The 20,569-nt window shown below is 65.2% G+C and carries 13 protein-coding genes; 6 read left to right on the top strand and 7 right to left on the bottom strand.

What is annotated here, in order from left to right; all coding sequences use genetic code 11:
* Window positions 1-104 precede the first annotated feature (104 nt).
* A complete protein-coding gene (locus OMP44_RS16540) occupies window positions 105-1,094 on the top strand; it encodes an LLM class oxidoreductase (RefSeq protein WP_187980921.1) in 990 nt (329 codons plus the stop codon).
* 259 nt (window positions 1,095-1,353) lie between these two features.
* Entirely contained in the window at window positions 1,354-5,322 is a 3,969-nt protein-coding gene (gene putA, locus OMP44_RS16535; RefSeq protein WP_280309767.1) for a trifunctional transcriptional regulator/proline dehydrogenase/L-glutamate gamma-semialdehyde dehydrogenase, read from the top strand.
* A gap of 172 nt (window positions 5,323-5,494) precedes the next feature.
* Here putA and OMP44_RS16530 read toward each other — a convergent pair whose 3' ends face one another.
* Both OMP44_RS16530 and OMP44_RS16525 read right to left on the bottom strand, forming a co-directional pair.
* The gene (locus OMP44_RS16530) at window positions 5,495-7,843 is read right to left on the bottom strand and encodes an FdhF/YdeP family oxidoreductase (RefSeq protein WP_431312660.1); all 2,349 of its coding nucleotides are present in this window, start codon (window positions 7,841-7,843) and stop codon (window positions 5,495-5,497) included.
* A 76-nt stretch (window positions 7,844-7,919) separates the two neighbouring features.
* Window positions 7,920-8,387: a tRNA (cytidine(34)-2'-O)-methyltransferase gene (locus tag OMP44_RS16525; protein ID WP_133860498.1), complete on the bottom strand. Its 468-nt coding sequence runs from the start codon at window positions 8,385-8,387 to the stop codon at window positions 7,920-7,922.
* A gap of 72 nt (window positions 8,388-8,459) precedes the next feature.
* Between OMP44_RS16525 and OMP44_RS16520 the strand changes: the two genes are divergently transcribed.
* Window positions 8,460-9,017, top strand: coding sequence for a hypothetical protein (locus OMP44_RS16520; protein ID WP_280309764.1), 558 nt, complete (start codon window positions 8,460-8,462; stop codon window positions 9,015-9,017).
* 1,174 nt (window positions 9,018-10,191) lie between these two features.
* On the opposite strand, the gene ntrC is transcribed toward OMP44_RS16520, so the two are convergent.
* The 5 genes from ntrC to glnA form a co-directional block, all read right to left on the bottom strand.
* Window positions 10,192-11,622 carry a nitrogen regulation protein NR(I) gene (gene ntrC, locus OMP44_RS16515; protein ID WP_017639445.1) on the bottom strand — a complete coding sequence of 477 codons (1,431 nt, stop codon included), beginning with the start codon at window positions 11,620-11,622 and terminating at the stop codon, window positions 10,192-10,194.
* Window positions 11,623-11,634: 12 nt separating this feature from the next.
* On the bottom strand, window positions 11,635-12,699 hold the full coding sequence (gene glnL, locus OMP44_RS16510) for a nitrogen regulation protein NR(II) (RefSeq protein ID WP_208693123.1): 1,065 nt from the start codon (window positions 12,697-12,699) through the stop codon (window positions 11,635-11,637).
* A gap of 171 nt (window positions 12,700-12,870) precedes the next feature.
* Entirely contained in the window at window positions 12,871-13,509 is a 639-nt protein-coding gene (locus tag OMP44_RS16505) for a DUF4124 domain-containing protein (RefSeq protein WP_133860501.1), read from the bottom strand.
* Entirely contained in the window at window positions 13,509-14,027 is a 519-nt protein-coding gene (locus OMP44_RS16500) for a DUF4124 domain-containing protein (protein WP_158890157.1), read from the bottom strand. Before OMP44_RS16500 ends, OMP44_RS16505 begins: the two co-directional genes overlap by 1 nt.
* Before the next feature lie 160 nt (window positions 14,028-14,187).
* Window positions 14,188-15,594, bottom strand: coding sequence for a glutamate--ammonia ligase (glnA, locus tag OMP44_RS16495; protein WP_017639449.1), 1,407 nt, complete (start codon window positions 15,592-15,594; stop codon window positions 14,188-14,190).
* Between the two features lie 385 nt (window positions 15,595-15,979).
* On the opposite strand from glnA, the gene thiI reads away from it, so the two are divergent.
* The 3 genes from thiI (at window position 15,980) to OMP44_RS16480 (ending at window position 19,945) form a co-directional block, all read left to right on the top strand.
* A complete protein-coding gene (thiI, locus tag OMP44_RS16490; RefSeq protein WP_280309757.1) occupies window positions 15,980-17,434 on the top strand; it encodes a tRNA uracil 4-sulfurtransferase ThiI in 1,455 nt (484 codons plus the stop codon).
* A 157-nt stretch (window positions 17,435-17,591) separates the two neighbouring features.
* The gene (typA, locus tag OMP44_RS16485; RefSeq protein WP_133860504.1) at window positions 17,592-19,409 is read left to right on the top strand and encodes a translational GTPase TypA; all 1,818 of its coding nucleotides are present in this window, start codon (window positions 17,592-17,594) and stop codon (window positions 19,407-19,409) included.
* A gap of 146 nt (window positions 19,410-19,555) precedes the next feature.
* On the top strand, window positions 19,556-19,945 hold the full coding sequence (locus tag OMP44_RS16480; protein ID WP_187980924.1) for a lysozyme inhibitor LprI family protein: 390 nt from the start codon (window positions 19,556-19,558) through the stop codon (window positions 19,943-19,945).
* Window positions 19,946-20,569: the final 624 nt, after the last annotated feature.

Here is a 20,569-nt window from a genome sequence, read left to right as displayed (position 1 = left end):
AGATGAGGGACGCCTCGCGCCCTCATCGGTTGTCTGGCGAACCCTGGAATGCCGTTAGACTCCATAGAAAGGTCATCCGCTTTCCCTCTCCGGCAAGGAATCCCATGTCCACCACGGAGCGTCGCCGCGCCTTTCTGCAGCATCCGGGCTTTTCGCGACTTTTCGCGCCGGGTCGTCTGACCCTGGGTTTTCTGCTGCCGCTGGAAGGCTATCCTGACGATCCCATGCCGACCCTGCGCGACCATGCCCGCCTGGCGCGGCTGGCCGACCAGCTGGGCTTCGCGGCACTCTGGGCGCGCGACGTGCCCTTCTACGATCCCGGTTTCAACGACGCCGGCCAGGTGTTCGAGCCCTTCACCTATCTCGGCTACCTGGCGGGCATCACCCAGCACCTGACCCTGGCCACCGGCAGCGCCGTCATCACCCTGCGCCATCCGCTGCACCTGGCCAAGATGGCGGCCTCGGTCGACCAGTTGAGCGATGGTCGGCTGGTGCTGGGGGTGGCCTCCGGCGATCGTCCGGTGGAGTACCCGGCCTTTGGCCTGGAGAGCGAATTCGAGCGGCGAGGCGAGCGCTTCCGCGATGCCTTCGAGATGTTTCGCCTGGCCGGCGAGACCAATTTTCCCCGGGGTGAATTTCGCCGTTTCGGCGATCTGCAGGGATTGGCCGATCTGGTGCCCAAACCGGTGCACGGCCGCATCCCGGCGCTGGTGACCGGGCGCAGTCGGCAGACGGTGGACTGGATCGCCGCCAAGGCCGATGGCTGGTTCTACTACTTCGTGCCCGCCGAGCACGTCCCAGCCCTGACGCGGGTCTGGCGCGAGGCGCTGGACGAGATCGGCGGGCGCGAGCTGTTCAAGCCCTTCGCCCAGGGGCTGTTCTTCGAACTGGCCAGCGATCCGGCCCAGCCGCCTCGGCCCATTCATGCCGGACTGTCCTGCGGGCGGCGAGCGCTGGTGGACTACCTTGCCCAGTTGCAGGAGGCGGGGGTCAATCACCTGGCGCTCAACCTGCGGCCCTCGCGGCGTCCGGCCAGCGAAGTGGTCCAGGAACTGGGCGAATTCGTCCTGCCGCATTTCCCTTCCCTGGCCTGAAGCCAGCGCCTTGGTGTGAAGCCAGGTAACACTTGCCAGGCTAACGATCGCTCTTCGTCCGGCAGGCTCTCCTCTGCCGGGGGTTCAACCTGGTCGCACCCCTTGGCCTGATCTCTGCATAGCCTTGCGATCTGTTACCCACCCGCTGGTGCAACCAGATCGACGGTAGAGCCTCATGGGTTGCACTTGGTTGCACTTTTATTTCGAGCAGCGCTAAGCTGCGCCGAATTTCGACGCCTTCTTGCTTGAGGACCTGCGCATGGCCACTACCACTACCCTGGGCGTAAAGCTCGACGAAGCCACCCGCGATCGTCTCAAGGAAGCGGCGCGCCGCATTGATCGGACGCCTCACTGGCTGATCAAGCAGGCCATCTACACCTACCTGGAGACCCTGGAAAGCGGCGCGACCCTGGCCGATCTGCAGGGTATCGCCCAGCGTCTGGCCGAGGGCGACAACGAAGCCGTCGAGGCCCTGGCCGATCCGGTCTACCAGCCGTTCCTGGAGTTCGCCGAGAGCATCCTGCCGCAATCCGTGCTGCGCTCGGCCATCACCGCCGCCTATCGCCGGCCGGAAGAAGAGCTGCTACCGCTGCTGCTGGAGCAGGCGCGCCTGCCCGCGGCCCAAGCCAAGGCTACCCACGAACTGGCCCATCGCATCGCCGAGAAGCTGCGCAATGCCAAGGGTGCAACCGGGCGCTCCGGAATGGTGCAGAGTCTGCTCCGCGAGTTCTCGCTGTCCTCCCAGGAAGGCGTGGCCCTGATGTGCCTGGCCGAAGCCCTGCTGCGCATTCCGGACAAAGGCACCCGTGATGCCCTGATCCGCGACAAGATCAGCACCGGCAACTGGCAGCCGCACCTGGGCAACAGCCCGTCGCTGTTCGTCAATGCCGCCACCTGGGGCCTGCTGCTGACCGGTCGCCTGGTGTCGACCCACAACGAGGCCGGCCTCACCAGCTCGCTCAATCGCCTCATCGGCAAGAGCGGCGAGCCGGTGATCCGCAAGGGCGTGGACATGGCCATGCGCCTGATGGGCGAACAGTTCGTCACCGGCGAGACCATCGCCGAGGCCCTGGCCAACGCCAGCAAGTTCGAGGCGAAGGGCTTCCGCTACAGCTACGACATGCTGGGTGAAGCGGCCCTGACCGAGGCCGACGCGCGCCGCTACCTGGCCTCCTACGAGCAGGCCATCCACTCCATCGGCAAGGCCTCCCACGGTCGCGGCATCTACGAAGGCCCGGGCATCTCCATCAAGCTCTCGGCGCTGCATCCGCGCTACAGCCGCGCCCAGTACGACCGGGTGATGAGCGAACTCTACCCGCGCCTGCTGGAACTGACCCTGCTGGCCAAGCGCTACGACATCGGCCTGAACATCGACGCCGAGGAAGCCGATCGCCTGGAGATCTCCCTGGATCTGCTGGAGCGTCTGTCCTTCGAGCCGCAACTGGCCGGCTGGAACGGCATCGGCTTCGTCATCCAGGCCTACCAGAAGCGCTGCCCGCTGGTGATCGACTACCTGATCGACCTGGCCCGGCGCAGCCGTCGCCGCCTGATGATCCGCCTGGTCAAGGGCGCCTACTGGGACAGCGAGATCAAGCGCGCTCAGGTGGAAGGCCTGGAGGGTTATCCGGTCTATACCCGCAAGGTCTACACCGACGTGGCCTACCTGGCCTGCGCCCGCAAGCTGCTGGCCGCGCCGGAAGCCATCTACCCGCAATTCGCCACCCACAACGCCCACACCCTGGCCGCCATCTACCAGCTCGGCGGGCAGAACTATTACCCCGGCCAGTACGAATTCCAGTGCCTGCACGGCATGGGTGAGCCGCTGTACGAGCAGGTGGTGGGCAGCGTCAAGGACGGCAAGCTGGCGCGGCCCTGCCGCATCTATGCCCCGGTGGGCACCCACGAGACGCTGCTGGCCTACCTGGTCCGCCGCCTCCTGGAAAACGGCGCCAACACCTCCTTCGTCAACCGCATCGCCGACCACTCCATCTCCCTCGACGAGCTGGTGGCCGATCCGGTGGTGCAGATCGAGCAGCAGTCCACCAGCGAAGGCGCCATCGGCCTGCCGCATCCGCGCATTCCCCACCCGAGCGCCCTGTACGGTGCCGAGCGTTGCAATTCCAGCGGCCTGGACCTGTCCAGCGAGCACCGCCTGGGTTCGCTGTCGGCCGCGCTGCTGGCCAGTGGCAACACCGCCTGGGAAGCCCGTCCGCTGCTGGGTCGCGCCAGCGAGCCGTCGATTCCGCAGCCGGTGCTCAATCCGGCCGATCGCCGCGACCGTGTCGGCCAGGTCAGCAACGCCACTCGCGCCGATGTCGACATCGCCCTGGAAGAGGCCCTGGCCGCCGCGCCCATCTGGCAATCCACCCCGCCCGAGCAGCGCGCCGCGGCCCTGGATCGCGCCGCCGAACTGATGGAGGCGCAGCTGCAGCCATTGATGGGCCTCCTGGTGCGCGAGGCTGGCAAGACCTACGCCAACGCCATCGCCGAGGTACGCGAGGCAGTGGATTTCCTGCGCTACTACGCTGCCCTGGTGCGCCGTGACTTCGCCAATGACAGCCACCGCCCGCTGGGCCCGGTGGTCTGCATCAGCCCCTGGAACTTCCCCCTGGCCATCTTCAGCGGCCAGATCGCCGCGGCCCTGGCCGCCGGCAACACCGTGCTGGCCAAGCCGGCCGAGCAGACTCCGCTGATCGCCGCCCAGGCCGTGCGTCTGTTGCTGGAGGCCGGCATCCCCGAGGGCGTGCTGCAGTTGCTGCCAGGCGAGGGCTCCACCATCGGCGCCGCCCTGGTCAACGATGTGCGGGTCAAGGGCGTGATGTTCACCGGCTCCACCGAGGTGGCCCAGATCCTGGCGCGTAACATCGCCGGACGCCTGGACGCCCAGGGCCGGCCGATCCCGCTGATCGCCGAGACCGGTGGCCAGAACGCCATGATCGTCGACTCCTCGGCGCTGGCCGAGCAGGTGGTGACCGACGTGGTCGCCTCCGCCTTCGACAGCGCCGGTCAGCGCTGCTCGGCCCTGCGCGTGCTCTGCGTGCAGGACGACGTGGCCGATCGCGTGCTGGAAATGCTCAAGGGCGCCATGGCCGAATGCCGCCTGGGCAACCCGGAGAACCTGGCCATCGACATCGGCCCGGTGATCGACGGCGAGGCCAAGACCACCATCGACAAGCACATCCAGACCCTGAGAGGCAAAGGCCGCCGGGTGCACCAGGGCGGTCGCGTCGAAGGCGACGCCATCCACCGTGGCACCTTCGTCATGCCCACCCTGATCGAGCTGGAAAGCCTGGCCGAATTGGGTCGCGAGGTCTTCGGGCCGGTGCTGCACGTGGTGCGCTATGGTCGCAAGGACCTGGACAAGGTGATCGACCAGATCAATGCCACCGGCTACGGCCTGACCTTTGGCGTCCACACCCGCATCGACGAGACCATCGCCAAGGTGATCGAGCGCGCCCATGCCGGCAACCTCTACGTCAACCGCAACATGGTCGGCGCGGTGGTCGGGGTGCAGCCCTTCGGCGGCGAAGGCCTCTCGGGCACCGGTCCCAAGGCGGGCGGTCCGCTCTACCTCTATCGCCTGCTCAGCACCCGTCCGGATGGCGATCCCGCCGTGGCTCTGGCCAAGGGCAGCACCGGCGAGACCGAATGGCAGGTGCGTGATGCCCTGCGTCAGCAGGCCGGCAATCCGCTGGGCGCCCTGCACGACTGGGCCAGGCAGCAGGGCCTGGGCGAGCTGGAGCAGGCCTGCCTGAGATTCGCCGAAGAATCCCTGAGCGGCCTGACCCGCCTGCTGCCGGGTCCGACCGGCGAGCGCAACAGCTACAGCCTGCTGCCACGTAGCCGGGTGCTGTGCCTGGCGGCCGACGACAGCGATCTGCTGCTGCAACTGGCAGCGGTCATGGCGGTGGGCAGCACGGCGCTGATCGAGGAGGCCCACAAGGCCACCCTGAATCGCCTGCCGCAGGCTGTACGCTCGCGGGTGCAGGTGGCGGCCGACTGGCGCAAGGACGAGGTTGCCTTCGAAGCGGTCCTGCACCATGGCGATTCCGATCAGCTGCGCCAAGTCTGCCAGCAGGTGGCCAAGCGCAGTGGTCCCATCGTCGGTGTCCAGGGCCTGGCCCGTGGCGAAACCGCCATCCCGCTGGAGCGCCTGCTCATCGAGCGCGCCCTGAGCGTGAACACGGCAGCGGCCGGCGGCAATGCCAGTCTGATGACCATCGGTTGAGGGCTCGTCGGGCTGAGCTGGATGCAGCAAAGCCCGCCATTCGCGTAGCCGTTGGGCTTCGACGATGGAGCTGTCTCAGCCCAACCTACTAAAGCACGTCCGTAGGTTGGGTTGAGCGTAGCGAAGCCCAACAGCAGGCCATGGCCTAGCTCAGGCGAGACTCCAGCAGGGCCTAATACTGCGCCCCATACCCCTCCGGCTCTACCGGAAAGCCGCCGTCGTTCGCCGCGATCAGCTTGTTCAGACGGACCGGGATGGCCTTGGCCGCCGGTACCTTGCTGCCTTCGGCATGGTGCCAAAGCGGGATCAGGGCATTGCATTCCGGGTAGTAGCCGCCACAGGCGCCTTCCGGGATGTTATAGGGCGTGACCCGCAGCGGTCCCACTTCGCGGCGCACGCCATCGTCGGCCACCGTCGACACCTGCACCTTGTCGCCTTCGGCCAGACCCAGGCGTTCGATGTCGTTGCGATTCATGAAGAGCACCGCCCGGGTGCCCTTCACGCCGCGGAAACGATCGTGATAGCCGTAGATGGTGGTGTTGAACTGGTCGTTGCTGCGCAGCGTCATCAGGGTCAGGACGTCACGCCCGCTCGCGGGCATGTCCGGGTCTTCTTCCAGGCTGCGTGGCACGATGAGATTGGCCTTGCCGGTTTCGGTCTTCCACTCGCGCTTGGCCGCTGGCAGCGGACGATGGAAGCCACCTACCTCCCACATCCGCGCATTGAAGTCGTGGAAGATCTCCGGAAAGGAGAGGGCGATCTCGTCGCGGATAAGGGCATAGTCGGCCACCCAGGCATCCCAGGTGACCTTGGGGTTTTCCGGCAGGGTAGCCTTCGCCAATCCGGCGACGATGGCTGGCTCGGACAGCAACTCACCCTCGGGCGGCTCGGCCGCGCCGCGCCAGCCGTGGATGCAGCCGGTGCTGTCCTCGGTGCTATGGGCCTGTTCCACCTCGTTCTGGCGATCGATCTCGGTCCGCCCCAGGCAGGGCAGCAGGTAGGCTTTGTCCGCCGGCACCAGATGATTGCGATTGAGCTTGGTGGCGATCTGTACCGACAGGCGCAGGGTGCGCCAGGCGGGCTCCATCAGGCTGGTCTCGGGAATGGCGCGCAGGAAGTTGCCGCCCAGGCCGATGAAGGCCTTTACCGAGCCGTCGAGGATGCCTTCGCAGGCCTCTACGGTATTGCGGCCCTTGTCTTGCGGCGGCGCGAAGCCGAAACGCTCGCCCAGCTGCTTCAACGGCGCCAGTTCCGGTTTTTCGGTGATACCCACGGTACGCTGACCCTGGACATTGGAATGCCCCCGAACCGGACAGATACCGGCACCAGGCTTGCCGAGGTTGCCGCGCAGTAGCAGCAGGTTGGCCAGCATCTGGATGGTTTCCACCCCGTAGCGATGCTGGGTCAGCCCCATGCCATAGATACCGATGACCTTCTGGCAGCGGGCATAGACGGTAGCGGCCGCTTCCAGCGCACTGCGGGTAAGGCCCGACTGGCGCTCCAGCTGCGGCCACTCCTGACGTTGCAGCCATTCGCAGAAGTCGGCGAAGCCATGGCAGTGCTCGGCGATGAAGGCATGATCGAGCACCGCGGCCTGGCCCTGTTCACGGGCCTGGTCATCGGCGGTCAGCAGCGCCTTGCACATGCCGGTAAGGGCCGCGAGGTCGCCACCCGGCTTGAGCTGATGGTACTGGGTGCTGATCTGGGTGGGGTGGTCGGTCAGCATCTCCACCGGCGATTGTGGATTGACGAAGGTTTCCAGGCCACGTTCGCGCAGGGGGTTGAAGGTGATTATAGGCGCGCCACGTTTGCGTGCTTCCTGCAGGTCATGCAGCATCCGCGGGCTGTTGCTGCCCGGATTCTGACCAAAGAACAGCAGGCAGTCGGTCTGATCGAAGTCGTCGAGGGTCACGGTGCCCACGGTCACGCCGATGCTCTTGGGCAGGGCCACCGAGGTGCTTTCGTGGCACATGTTGGAACTGTCCGGCAGGTTGTTGGTGCCGTACAGGCGGGCATAGAGCTGATAGAGGTAAGAGGTTTCCAGCGCGGCCCGACCCGAGGCGTAGAAGATCACCGAGTCCGGATCCAGCGCCTTGAGTTCGGCGCCGATGTCGGCGAAGGCCTCGGCCCAGCTCACCGGCCGATAACGGTCGCTGGCGACGTCGTAGCGCAGGGGGTGGGTCAGGCGTCCGACCTCTTCCAGATCGTAGTCGCGCCAGCCGCGCAGTTCGGTGAGGGAATGGCCGGCGAAGAATTCCGGTCCGCACCTCTTGCTGGTGACCTCCCAGGCAGTGGCCTTGGCGCCGTTCTCGCAGAATTCCAGCGGGTGGGGCTTGCCCGGCTTGGCCCAGGCGCAACTCACGCAGGCGAAGCCGCCATGCTTGTTCTGCCTGGCCAGCAGGGCGCCGGACTTGAGCGGCACCCGTTCGCGCAGGACGATCTCGGTCACCGAGCGCGCCGAGCCCCAGCCACCGGAGGGCGCATCGTAGCGTTCAACCTTGGGTTTGCCGATCTTGCTCATGGTGCGCCTCGTGTGACGGTCTGGCGATGTGCCTGTAGGTCATGGGACGGCGCGTCTGGCGGGAAGGTTCTGACGGTCAGCCCGGCGGTGCGGCGAAGTCCAGTTGCCGCCAGCCTTCGTAGACCGCCACGGCCACGGTGTTGGACAGATTGAGGCTGCGGCGATTGGGCAGCATGGGCAGGCGCAGCCGCTGCTCGGGCGGCAGGGACTCCAGCACCTCGGCCGGCAGGCCGCGACTTTCCGGGCCGAACAGCAGCGCATCGCCCGGCGCATAGGCGATCTCGGTGAAGGGATGGCTGGCCTTGGTGGTGAAGGCCAGCAGTCGGGGTGGCTGCAAATCTGCTATACAGGCCGCGAGGCTGGCATGGGTCCGCACGCTGGACCACTCGTGGTAGTCCAAGCCGGCGCGGCGCAATTTCTTGTCGTCCAGCGCAAAGCCCAGTGGCTCGATCAGATGCAGGCGGCAGCCGGTGATGGCGCACAGGCGAATGACGTTGCCGGTATTGGGCGGAATTTCCGGTTGGTAGAGGATGATGTCGAACATGAAGGGCAGGGCGCCTGGCAAAGCGCCTATGGTACTGCGCCACCGTCGCGCCGTCGCGAGCGGGGTAGGGCGATGAACCTCTGGCGCCGGCTGGTCGACTGGCTGTTGCGCGAACAGCGCGCCCGCCGGGAAGAACTGGCGCGGGTGGAGGATCCCGACCTGCTCAAGGCCGAATGGCGCAGCCAGCGCCAGCGCCTGACCCTCTGGCTGGCCTCGGCGGCGCTGGGCGCCGGTCTGTTCGGCATGATCATCGGCCAGCTGGTGTACCAGCGTACCCATCCCGATCCCTGGTCGTCCGAGGCCCGCCGCCCGGTCATCCTGGGGGTGGACAGTCGCCAGGAAGCCGGCCGCTTCGAATTGCTGATCACCGCCGATCGCTCGCTGTTCTACGAACGCTATCGCCCCGACGGCGCCCTCAGCCTGCGCCTGCCCCGCGCCCGCTGGGACGGCGGCGAACGCCAGGGGCGGGTGGCGCGGCCGGGCGGCAGCTTTTCCTGGACGGTACGCCAGGACGGACAGGACCTGAAGATTTTGCTGGTAGGCGTTGGCGGCGCCCTGCAGGCCAGTGATCGTATTGCCGAGGAAGGCGAGGACTGGGTGCTCCACGTCGAGGTCCCGCTGACCCGCTGAAATGCCCCGTTATCAGGCAAAAGGCCGCTGGTTTGCACCAGAGCGGAACGGGATGTGGCGCCGAGTTGCCTAGGTGCTTCGTCTGCCACGGCCAATCCCATGGGCTTGGCCGTGGGGTGAAAAGCGCTCTAGCCTGGGGTTCGCGACTTTTCACGGACGAAAAAAGAGGCCATCACACTGGGTGATGGCCTCGAGAAGAAAAGAGGGGATTCCCCAGCCTGCCTGTACCGAGGTCCCCAAAAGGGTAGTTACCTAGGATATTGCAGGAGGTGTGCCAAGTTTTGGTTTGGGTGTTTTGGGGGGCTTTGTTACCTGGGTTGAGTGTTAGCGAAGCCCAAACGTCTCGGGTTCGGGCTTGAGGCTGCCTCAGCGGATTATCGCAGTTTGCTGATCGTTTTATTTTCGCCCCCCTCAGGCGAGTCACTTTTGCCAGTCGCGGCTGCGCGCCCCGGACAAAAGTAACCAAAAACGCTGTCCCCACGTTTCGGCCCTCCGCTGCGCTCCGGGTCCCCTCACTCCGGCGCCGCTCCGGGGGGCACGGCACGAAGGGGCCTCCTGCCCCTCGCGCCTTGCTCGGCGTCCTGCCTCGCAACCCCCGCCACGACACCGGAACTCGGCCTCACTGACGGGGACGGGGCGCCAGCCTGAGAGTTCGGAGTTCAGGGGGGGGGGCGTAGCGTGGAAAACCGCGCAGCGTTTTCCACTGTTGGGCACCGACATCATCAGTGGACAAGGCTTCGCCCTTGTCCACGCTATGAGTCGCTTCCGTTTCTTCAACCAACACTTTCAGTCTGGCGAGTCGCCCCGTTCAGGAGGGCGAACGCCAGTGTCGTGGAGTGGGTCGAGCCGCATGGATGCGGCGAGAGGCCTAACGGGCCATGGACGGCCCGTGTAGGCCGACCCCGGAACGGCGCTGGTGTGAGCGAAACGTAGCGCAGCGAAGTAACAGCCGTAGGCTGGCCGGATGGTCGGGGCAAGCGTTTTTGCTTACTTTTGTCCGGGACGCGTAGTCCGGGGCGCGCAGCCGCGACTGAAAAAAGTGAGTCGCCCGAGTGGGCGAAAAAAGAGCTACCAGCAAAACACGATAAGCAGCTAAGGCACCGATATGAAGTTCAAGCCTGGCAATGTTGGGCTTCGCTTACGCTCAACCCAACCTACGGCACCGTCGAGAGCTTCAGTCCTCCCCCTCCTCATCCGGCCCGTCCACCTTCATGCCCAGCTCCTTGATCTTGCGGGTCAGGGTGTTGCGACCCCAGCCCAGCAGGACGGCGGCATCGCGGCGGCGGCCGGCGGTGTGCTTGAGGGCCGTCTCGATCATGATGCGTTCGAAGGCCGGTACGGCGTTGTCCAGCAGGCTCGACTGACCGCGGGTGAGAGCCTGGTCGGCCCACTGGCGCAGCGCCTGTTCCCAGTTGGCGGCGGGAGCGGCGTCCTGGGGCTGGTTGAGCAGCTCCGGCGGCAGGTCGTCGATCAGCACCTCGCGGCTGGAGGCCATCACCGTGATCCAGCGGCAGGTGTTCTCCAGCTGGCGCACGTTACCCTGCCAGGGCAGGCCTTTCATGTACTCCTCGGTCTCGCTGCGCAGGGTCTTGGGTTCCACGGCCAGTTCCTGGGCGGCGCGGGCGAGGAAGTGGCGGGCGAGGGCGGGGATGTCCTCGCGGCGATCGGCCAGGCGCGGGATGTGGATGCGGATGACGTTGAGGCGATGGAACAGGTCTTCGCGGAACTTGCCCTCGCGCACCAGGCCTTCGAGATTCTGGTGGGTGGCGGCGATGATGCGCACGTCCACCTTGACCGGAGTGTGGCCGCCGACGCGATAGAACTCGCCATCGGCCAGTACGCGCAGCAGGCGGGTCTGGGTGTCGGCCGGCATGTCGCCGATCTCGTCGAGGAACAGGGTGCCGCCATCGGCCTGCTCGAAGCGGCCGCGACGCTGGGCGGCGGCGCCGGTGAAGGCGCCTTTCTCGTGGCCGAACAGCTCGGATTCCATCAGGTCCTTGGGGATGGCGGCCATGTTCAGGGCGATGAAGGGCGCCGCGGCGCGCGGACTGTGGCGGTGCAGGGCGTGGGCGACCAGCTCCTTGCCGGTACCGGATTCGCCATTGATCAGCACCGTGATGTTGGAGTGCGAGAGGCGGCCAATCGCGCGGAACACCTCCTGCATCGCCGGCGCCTCGCCGATGATCTCGGGGGTGCGGGTCAGGTGCGCCGGTTCGGCGAATCCCTGCTGCTCCTGGGCGTGCTGCCCGGCGCGCTTGACCAGGGCCACGGCCTCGTCGACGTCGAAGGGCTTGGGCAGGTATTCGAAGGCGCCGCCCTGGTAGGAGGCCACGGCACTGTCCAGGTCGGAATGGGCGGTCATGATGATGACCGGCAGGCGCGGGTGCATCTCGCGGATGCGCGACAGCAGGTCCAGGCCACTGGTCCCCGGCATGCGGATGTCCGAGATCACCACGTCCGGCTGCTGGCGGCCGAGGCGGGTCATGACGCTGTCGGCGCTGTCGAAGGCAACGGTGGTCATGCCCTCCTGTTGCAGGGCTTTTTCCAGGACCCAGCGGATGGAACGGTCGTCGTCGACGATCCAGACGGTCTCCTGACGGCTCATGCGTACTCCTCGTTATTCCAGCGGCAGGAAGATGCTGAAGGCGGTGTGGCCAGGATGGCTTTCACACTCGATCAGCCCCTGGTGCTGGGTGATGATGTTCTGGGTGATGGCGAGCCCGAGGCCGGTGCCGTCGGGGCGACCGCTGACCATGGGATAGAAGATGGTTTCCTGCAGATCCTGGGGGATGCCCGGACCGTTGTCGGTGATCTCCACCTTGCACACCAGGCGATGGCGGTGGTGGCCGATGGTGAACTGACGCAGGGTACGGGTTCTCAGGGTCACCCGGCCCAGGCGCAGTTCGTTCTGCTGGGAGATGGCCTGCATGGCGTTGCGCACGATGTTGAGCACCGCCTGGATCATCTGCTCCCGATCGATCATCAGGTCGGGAATGCTCGGATCGTAGTCGCGCACCAGGTTGATCAGGCCCTGGCTTTCCGCTTCCACCAGGCTGCAGACCCGTTCGAGCACCTCGTGGACGTTGGTGATGGCGAGTTTCGGCAGCTTGTTGGAGCCGAGCATGCGATCGACCAGATTCCGCAGCCGGTCGGCTTCCTCGATGATGACGTTGGTGTAGTCCTTGAGTGCCTCTTCCGGCAGCTCGCGCGCCAGCAGCTGGGCCGCGCCGCGGATGCCGCCGAGGGGATTCTTGATCTCGTGGGCCAGACCGCGCACCAGCAGCTTGGTGGTCTCCTGCTTGGAGATCTGCGCCTCTTCCTTGGTGATGCGCAGCAGGCGGTCGCGCGGATGGACTTCCAGCAGCAGCAGGGTGTTGTGGCGATCCAGGATCGGGGTCACCGCATAGTCCACCGTGAGGCTGTTGCCCGAGGTGGAGATCAGCAGCGCCTCGCGCTTGGTGAAGGGGTGGGCATGGTCCACCGCCTGACGCAGTGCCTGCAGGGCCTCGGGCGATTCGGTGAACAGCTCGCTGATGAACTGGCCATGGCTGCGCTGGCCGCTGATGGCCAGCAGCATCTCGGCCGCCGGATTCATGTACTCCAGGCGCAACTCCGCATCGAGCAGGATGACCGCGGTGGTGAGGTTGTCGAGCAAGAGTCGGTGGATGACGTCGGTAGGCATGAGGGGCCACAGCGCTATAGGGACGATAGGAAAATGCAAGAAGCAAACCAAGACGCCCCGAGTTAGGGCAGATGGCTGTAACGTGCACTAACAGCCGCCGCGCGACAGGCGGAACGAAACCGTATTTGTATCAAGATGGTGCACAATGAAAAAACGCACCAAATAGGTGCGCTAGAGGAAGGGTAGCCAGGATTTCCTGGGTTCGGGCGGTTTCAGGTCCAGTGGGCATTCCGGGCGCTTGCCCCAATCCTTGTCGCTACAGGGATGGGCCAGGCGCTTCTGCTCCAGCGAGGGGCGGCGCAGGTGGAAGGGCTGCGCCGGCGTCCGCTCCAGCACGTTGCCATCGGCGGCGAGGATCTCCGCCACCAGACTGTGGCTGCCGCGATCCAGATTGCCCAGGGGAAACACCGGACTGTGCCCGACACCGGCTTCCTTGTCGTCCAGCAGCAGCCGGTAGCTGTGCCCCGGCTGCAACGCCGGCTCGCTGACCAGGCTGACGATGAGTTGCCCTTCCTGATCGATCACCGTGGCATCGGGCTCGGGTACCAGGATGCGCAGCATCTGGTAGCGGAAGGGCGCTGTCTTGGCGGGCCTGGCCGCCGGGGCGGCGGGTGTCGGGCTCAGCTTGCGGGTCGGCTGGCCCTGCTGGTTGAGATTGTTGGGCACCGTGAGCGGCACCTGGGTCGCCTTGACGCCCTTGGGTGGCTGGTCGGTGTAGACCCGATTGCCTTCCTTGTCGACATAGCTGTAGACCGCCGCCTGGACAGGCGGCAGCAGGCAGAGCAGCAGCAGGATCAGCAGCGGACGCATCAGCGGGCCGGGCTGTTGACGCTGATGCGCTGCACGGTCACGGTCTTCTCGGCACTGGTCTGGATCACCTCGCCGTTGCCGGACAGCACCTGGGCCGCGAAGCGGTGCTCGCCGCGCTCCAGATTGGCCACGCCGAAGCGGGTGCTCTGACCGGGGCTGCCATAGGGTGCGCCGTCCACCAGCAATTGCAGCGACTGCCCCGGGCCCAGGGCCGGTTCCACGGCTACCCCCACCGAGAAGGTGCCGTTGTTGGCGCGGATGGCCTCATCGTCGGGCACATTGACTTCCAGACGGCTGAAGGCCGGGCCGGCAGGGGTCGCCGCCGCAGGCGCACTGGGGATGGGCGGTGCCGGTCGTGGATTGTCCACGGTGTTGGTGGGCGCCACCTGCACCGGCTTGGCATTGGCCGAGGGCTGGTCGCTGAATACCGTGTTGCCTTCGGCATCCACCGACTTGTAGATCGCGGCCTGGGCGGAGCAGGCGAGGCAGAGCAGACAGCAGGCAAGCAGGCGAGGCATGGCGGAATCTCGGCCGGGCGATGGAGATCAAGGGTAGCAGGCGCGTCATGTGGGCAGGTAGGCAGCTCGGCCGCTCCGCGCTGGCGTCGGTCGCGGCAATTTTTCCAGGGCAAAAGAAAAGGCCTCCCGAAGGAGGCCTCTTTCAATTACCGCAGCGGGTTCAGACGCTGTAGTACAGGTCGTATTCCAGCGGGTGCACGAAGGTACGCACCTTGATCTCTTCCTCGGACTTCAGCTCGATGTAGGCATCGATGAACTCGTCGGTGAAGACGCCGCCCTTGGTCAGGAACGCGCGACCGGCGTCCAGGGCTTCCAGGGCTTCCTTCAGGCTGCCGCAGACCTGCGGGATCTTCTTGCCTTCTTCCGGCGGCAGATCGTACAGGTTCTTGTCGGCGGCATCGCCGGGGTGGATCTTGTTCTGGATACCGTCCAGGCCGGCCATCAGCAGGGCGGCGAAGCACAGGTAGGGGTTGGCGGCCGGATCCGGGAAGCGGGCTTCGATGCGGCGGGCTTTCGGGCTCGACACATAGGGGATACGGATGGAGGCGGAGCGGTTACGGGCCGAGTAGGCCAGCATGACCGGAGCTTCGAAGCCGGGCACCAGACGCTTGTAGCTGTTGGTGGACGGGTTGGTGAAGCCGTTCAGTGCCTTGCCGTGCTTGATGATGCCGCCGATGAAGTACAGGGCGGTATCGGACAGGCCGGCATAGCCTTCGCCGGCGAAGGTGTTCTTGCCATCTTTGGAGATGGACATGTGCACGTGCATGCCGGAGCCGTTGTCGCCGTACAGGGGCTTGGGCATGAAGGTGGCGGTCTTGCCGTAGGCATCGGCCACGTTGTGCACGACGTACTTCAGGGTCTGGGTCTCGTCGGCCTTCTTGACCAGGGTGTTGAACTGCACACCGATCTCGTTCTGGCCAGCGGTCGCCACTTCGTGGTGGTGGACTTCCACGACCAGGCCCATCTCTTCCAGGGCGTTGCACATGGCGGTACGGATTTCGTGGTCGTGATCGACCGGCGGCACCGGGAAGTAGCCGCCCTTGACGCCCGGACGGTGGCCCTTGTTGCCGGACTCGAAGTCGGCATCGGTATTCCAGGAAGCCTGCTCGGAGAAGATCTTGAACATGGAGCCGGAGATGTCCGACTTGAACTTCACTTCGTCGAAGATGAAGAACTCGGGCTCCGGGCCGACGAACACGGTGTCGCCGATGCCGGTGGACTTCAGGTATTCCTCGGCAGCGCGGGCGATACCACGGGGGTCGCGCTCATAGGGCTGCATGGTGGAGGGTTCGATGATGTCGCAGACCAGGATCAGGGTCGGCTCTTCGGTGAAGGGATCCAGAACGGCGGTGCTGTCGTCGGGCAGCAGGATCATGTCGGAGGCTTCGATGCCTTTCCAGCCGGCGATGGAGGAGCCGTCGAACATCTTGCCATGGGCGAAGAAGTCTTCGTCCAGCGCGTCACGCGCCGGCATGGTGACGTGTTGCTGCTTGCCTTTGGTGTCGGTGAAGCGCAGGTCTACCCACTTCACGTCGTTTTCTTTGATCAGTTGAACAGCCTTCGACATGGTTTCCTCCAGAGGAATTTCGGCCGGGAGCGGTTGGCGGTACTCCCGGTATCAGCTGTGCCCTTGAGGGGCGCTTCCGTACTGCCTGGTCAGCGACCGGCGTTCCACGAAAAGCGCCCTATGCTGGCCCAGGGGCGGCTGCCTCACAAGAGAGCAAGTTGTATGCCAGTGCCCTCAAATGGGCTGGAAGCCCTTCCTGACGCCAGTCGTGCCGTTTTCAGGCCAATCGGCGACGTATCTGCGCACCAAGTTGGTGCTTAAAAATTCATCACTGCACTCAAATGGCGCCTGAGGTGACTTTGTCGGCTGAATTCGAGTGAGTGATGGTTTTCAGGTATGATATTCGCCCTTTTCTTTCGCGTTACCCGCCCCCCGTTTCCCGCTCATGAAGCTCATCATCAAGGTCTTTCCGGAAATCACCATCAAGAGTCGCCCGGTGCGCAAGAATTTCATTCGCCAGCTGGTGAAGAACATTCGTGTCGTGCTGCGCGATCTGGATCCGGATGTCCGCGTGGAAGGGGTCTGGGACAACATCACCCTGGAGACCGCGCTCGCCGAGCCGCGGCTGCTGGCGGAGCTGAAGCAGCGGCTGGCCTGCACCCCTGGCATCGGCCAGTTTCTCGAGGTGCACGAGTATCCGCTGGGCGATTTCGACGCGATTCTCGAGTTGTGCGTCCGCCACTTCGGCGAGCGGGTGCGCGGCAAGGTGTTCTCGGTGCGCTGCAAGCGTGCCGGTCGCCATGACTTCTCCTCGATGGACGTCGAGCGCCATGTCGGCGGTGGCCTGCGCGAACGCTGCGGCGGCGCCGGCATCGCCCTGAAGAATCCCGAGGTGAACGTCCGCCTGGAGATCCGTGACCAGCGGCTGTTCATCATCGACGAGCACCACGAAGGGCTGGGCGGTTATCCGCTGGGCGCCCTGGAGCAGGTGCTGGTGCTGATGTCCGGTGGTTTCGACTCCACCGTGGCCGCCTATCAGATGATGAGACGCGGGATGGTCAGCCATTTCTGCTTCTTCAATCTCGGCGGGCGCGCCCACGAACTGGGCGTGATGGAAGTGGCCCACTATCTCTGGGAGAAGTACGGCCGCTCCCAGCGCGTGCTGTTCATCAGCGTGCCCTTCGAGGAAGTGGTGGGGCAGATCCTCACCCAGTGCGACGACAGCCACATGGGCGTGATCCTCAAGCGCATGATGCTGCGTGCGGCCAGTCGTATCGCCGAGCAGCTGCAGATCGAGGCGCTGGTGACCGGCGAAGCCGTCTCCCAGGTCTCCAGCCAGACCCTGACCAACCTGGCGGTGATCGACAAGGCCACCGATACCCTGGTGCTGCGCCCGCTGCTGGCCAGCCACAAGCAGGACATCATCGACACCGCCCAGCGCATCGGCACCGCCGACTTCGCCAAGCACATGCCTGAGTACTGCGGCATCATCTCGGTGAATCCCACCACCAAGGCCAAGGCCCTGCGGGTGGAGCACGAGGAAGGCAAGTTCGATATGGCGGTGCTCGACGCCGCCCTGGAACGCGCGCGCTTCATCACCGTCGACAAGGTGATCGAGGAACTGGGCAAGGACGTGCAGGTGGAAGAGGTGGACCAGCCGCTGCCCGGGCAGGTCGTGGTGGACATTCGCCATCCCGACGCCCAGGAAGACCTGCCGCTGGAGCTGCCCGGCATCGAGGTGCAGACCCTGCCGTTCTTCGCGCTGAACAGCCGTTTCAAGGAACTGGACGAGAATCGCCAGTACCTTCTCTATTGCGACCGCGGGGTGATGAGCCGGCTGCACGCCCATCACCTGCTCACCGAAGGGCACGCCAATGTGCGCGTTTATCGTCCGGCCTAAGCAGCCGGGCCTGCTGGGTGGCAGTATCCGCCACCGCCCTCCCGACCCCTTCTAGCCCTCCGGCCACGTACCGGTCGGCCGCGTTTCGCGCCTTTGCAATCTCCGGCTGTCAGCCTGCTGGCTGAAGCTCCTTCATTTCTATACCGAGAACACCACTGTGATCGAGAATCTCCGCAACATCGCCATCATCGCGCACGTCGACCATGGCAAGACCACCCTCGTCGACAAGCTGCTGCGCCTGTCCGGCACCCTGGACCGCAAAGAAGCGGAAAACGAGCGGGTGATGGACAGCAACGACCAGGAAAAGGAACGTGGCATCACCATCCTGGCCAAGAACACCGCGCTGAAGTGGGGCGACTACAACATCAACATCGTCGACACCCCCGGCCACGCCGACTTCGGTGGCGAGGTGGAGCGCGTGATGTCCATGGTCGACTCCGTGCTGCTGGTGGTCGACGCCCAGGACGGCCCAATGCCGCAGACCCGCTTCGTGACCCAGAAGGCCTTCAAGGCCGGCCTGCGTCCGATCGTGGTGGTCAACAAGATCGACCGTCCCGGCGCGCGTCCGGACTGGGTCATCGACCAGATCTTCGACCTGTTCGACAACCTCGGCGCCACCGATGAGCAGCTGGACTTCCCGATCGTCTACGCCAGCGCCCTGAACGGCATCGCCGGTCTGGACCACGAGAAGATGGACGACAACATGGATGCCCTGTTCCAGGCCATCGTCGACCACGTGCCGGCCCCCCAGGTCGATCTGGAAGGTCCCTTCCAGATGCAGATCTCCCAGCTGGACTACAACAGCTTCCTCGGCGTGATCGGCATCGGCCGTATCGCCCGTGGCCGCATCAAGGCCAACACCCCGGTCGTCGCCATCAGCGATGACGGCAGCAAGCGTAACGGTCGTATCCTCAAGATCATGGGCCACTCCGGCCTGCAGCGCGTGGAAGTGGCCGAAGCCGAAGCCGGCGACATCGTCTGCGTCTCGGGCATGGACGAGCTGTTCATCTCCGACACCCTGTGCGATCCGCAGAACGTCGAAGCCCGTCCGCCGCTGACCGTCGACCAGCCCACCGTGAGCATGACCTTCCAGGTCAACGACTCGCCGTTCGCCGGTCGTGAAGGCAAGTTTGTCACCAGCCGCAACATCAAGGACCGGCTGGAGAAGGAACTGCTGCACAACGTGGCCCTGCGCGTCGAGCCGGGCGAGTCGGCCGAGAAATTCAAGGTCTCCGGCCGTGGCGAGCTGCACCTGTCGGTACTGATCGAGAACATGCGCCGCGAAGGCTTCGAGATGGCCGTGGGCCGTCCGGAAGTGGTGATCATCGAGAAGGACGGCGTGAAGCAGGAGCCCTACGAGAACGTCTCCATCGACATCGAAGAGCAGCACCAGGGCTCGGTGATGGAGCAGATGGGTCTGCGCAAGGGCGATCTGACCAACATGATCCCCGATGGCAAGGGCCGTATCCGCCTGGAATACACCATCCCGGCGCGTGGCCTGATCGGCTTCCGTAACAACTTCCTGACCCTGACCTCGGGCAGCGGCATCCTGACCTCGACCTTCAGCCACTACGGTCCGATCAAGGCCGGCGAAGTGACCAACCGTCAGAACGGCGTGCTGGTGTCCATGGCCACCGGTACCGCCCTGACCTACTCGCTGGAAACCCTGCAGAGCCGCGGCAAGCTGTTCCTGGCGCCGGGCGACGAGATCTACGAAGGCCAGCTGTGCGGCATCAACAGCCGTGACAACGACCTGGTGCTCAACCCCACCAAGGGCAAGAAGCTGGACAACATGCGCGCCTCGGGCAAGGACGAAGTCATCGCCCTGGTGCCGCCGATCAAGTTCACCCTCGAGCAGGCGCTGGAATTCATCGCCGACGACGAGCTGGTGGAAGTGACGCCGAAGTCCATCCGTCTGCGCAAGAAGTACCTGAACGAGAACGACCGCAAGCGCTTCGAGCGTTCCAAGGTCTGATCCCGCCCGGGTAGTACAGGAAAGCGCCTTCGGGCGCTTTTTTGTTGGCTGTTTTTTCAGCGCGCGCGACGCGCGGAGCCGGTGGCTCTGCTAGGTTTGGTCTCATGGCCGCGCCACTCCGGACGGCCTCCCTGCAGGATGCTGCCATGCTCAAGACCACCCTCGTCGCCACCTTCACCCTGACCGGTATCTTCGGTTTCGCCACGGCTCAGGCCGCCGGTTGCGGCACGCCGCGCAATGCCTTCGATACCGTCTACTGCGCCAGCAACCTGTTCGCCCAGAGCGACAAGTCGCTGAACCAGACCTATGGCGAGCTGCGCAAGCAGCTGCCGGCCGATCAGCAGGCCGTGCTCAAGCAGCGCCAGCTGGCCTGGATCAAGCAGCGCGACAGCCAGTGCGCCCGCGAGGAGGCCGATGGCTACTTCGTCAATCTGGACTGCGCCGTCAGCCTGACCGACAGCCGCCTGGAGGTGCTCAAGGAACGCCTGCGCGAGTGCGCCAGCACCGGTTGCGAGGCGGGCAAGCTGGGGCAGTGAGGTAGCTGGCGGGACAGGGGTCTCGCCGCTCCCTCACCCCAGCCCTCTCCCAGAGGGAGAGGGGGTTATCCGAGCGGGCGCTCAGCATCATTGCCCCGGAGAAAATCGTAGCGTGAAAAACGGCGTTAGCCTTTTCCACTGGGGGTTCGCCGCCAGAGAGCCCTCACCCCAACCCTCTCCCCGGGGGAGAGGGGGCTATTCGAACGGGTGCTCAGCATCATTGCCCCGGAGAAAATCGTAGCGTGGAAAACGGCGCAGCCTTTTCCACTGGGGAGTCGCCGCCAGAGAGCCCTCACCCCAACCCTCTCCCCGGGGGAGAGGGGGCTATTCGAGCGGGCGCTCAGCATCATTGCCCCGGAGAAAATCGTAGCGTGGAAAACGGCGTTAGCCTTTTCCACTGGGGGTTCGCTGTCAGAGAGCCCTCACCCCAACCCTCTCCCCGGGGGAGAGGGGGCTATCCGAGCGGGCGCTCAGCGTTATTGCCCCGGAGAAAACCGTAGCGTGGAAAACGGCGCAGCCTTTTCCACTGGGGTTCGCCGCCAGAGAGCCCTCACCCCAACCCTCTCCCCGGGGGAGAGGGGGCTATCCGAGCGGGCGCTCAGCGTCATTGCCCCGGAGAAAATC

Source organism: Pseudomonas flavocrustae (assembly GCF_029872515.1).
GTDB classification, from domain to species: domain Bacteria; phylum Pseudomonadota; class Gammaproteobacteria; order Pseudomonadales; family Pseudomonadaceae; genus Chryseomonas; species Chryseomonas aestiva.
The sequence above is the reverse complement of the archived record's forward strand: the minus strand, read 5'-3'. Positions and strand labels throughout refer to the sequence as shown.

Coding starts and splice junctions, on each gene's coding strand:
- glnA (WP_017639449.1), bottom strand. CDS start 15,594: ATGTCGAAGGCTGTTCAACTGATCAAAGAAAACGACGTGAAGTGGGTA.
- OMP44_RS16540 (WP_187980921.1), top strand. CDS start 105: ATGTCCACCACGGAGCGTCGCCGCGCCTTTCTGCAGCATCCGGGCTTT.
- glnL (WP_208693123.1), bottom strand. CDS start 12,699: ATGCCTACCGACGTCATCCACCGACTCTTGCTCGACAACCTCACCACC.
- OMP44_RS16480 (WP_187980924.1), top strand. CDS start 19,556: ATGCTCAAGACCACCCTCGTCGCCACCTTCACCCTGACCGGTATCTTC.
- OMP44_RS16530 (WP_431312660.1), bottom strand. CDS start 7,843: ATGAGCAAGATCGGCAAACCCAAGGTTGAACGCTACGATGCGCCCTCC.
- ntrC (WP_017639445.1), bottom strand. CDS start 11,622: ATGAGCCGTCAGGAGACCGTCTGGATCGTCGACGACGACCGTTCCATC.
- OMP44_RS16500 (WP_158890157.1), bottom strand. CDS start 14,027: ATGCCTCGCCTGCTTGCCTGCTGTCTGCTCTGCCTCGCCTGCTCCGCC.
- putA (WP_280309767.1), top strand. CDS start 1,354: ATGGCCACTACCACTACCCTGGGCGTAAAGCTCGACGAAGCCACCCGC.
- OMP44_RS16525 (WP_133860498.1), bottom strand. CDS start 8,387: ATGTTCGACATCATCCTCTACCAACCGGAAATTCCGCCCAATACCGGC.
- OMP44_RS16505 (WP_133860501.1), bottom strand. CDS start 13,509: ATGCGTCCGCTGCTGATCCTGCTGCTGCTCTGCCTGCTGCCGCCTGTC.
- thiI (WP_280309757.1), top strand. CDS start 15,980: ATGAAGCTCATCATCAAGGTCTTTCCGGAAATCACCATCAAGAGTCGC.
- OMP44_RS16520 (WP_280309764.1), top strand. CDS start 8,460: ATGAACCTCTGGCGCCGGCTGGTCGACTGGCTGTTGCGCGAACAGCGC.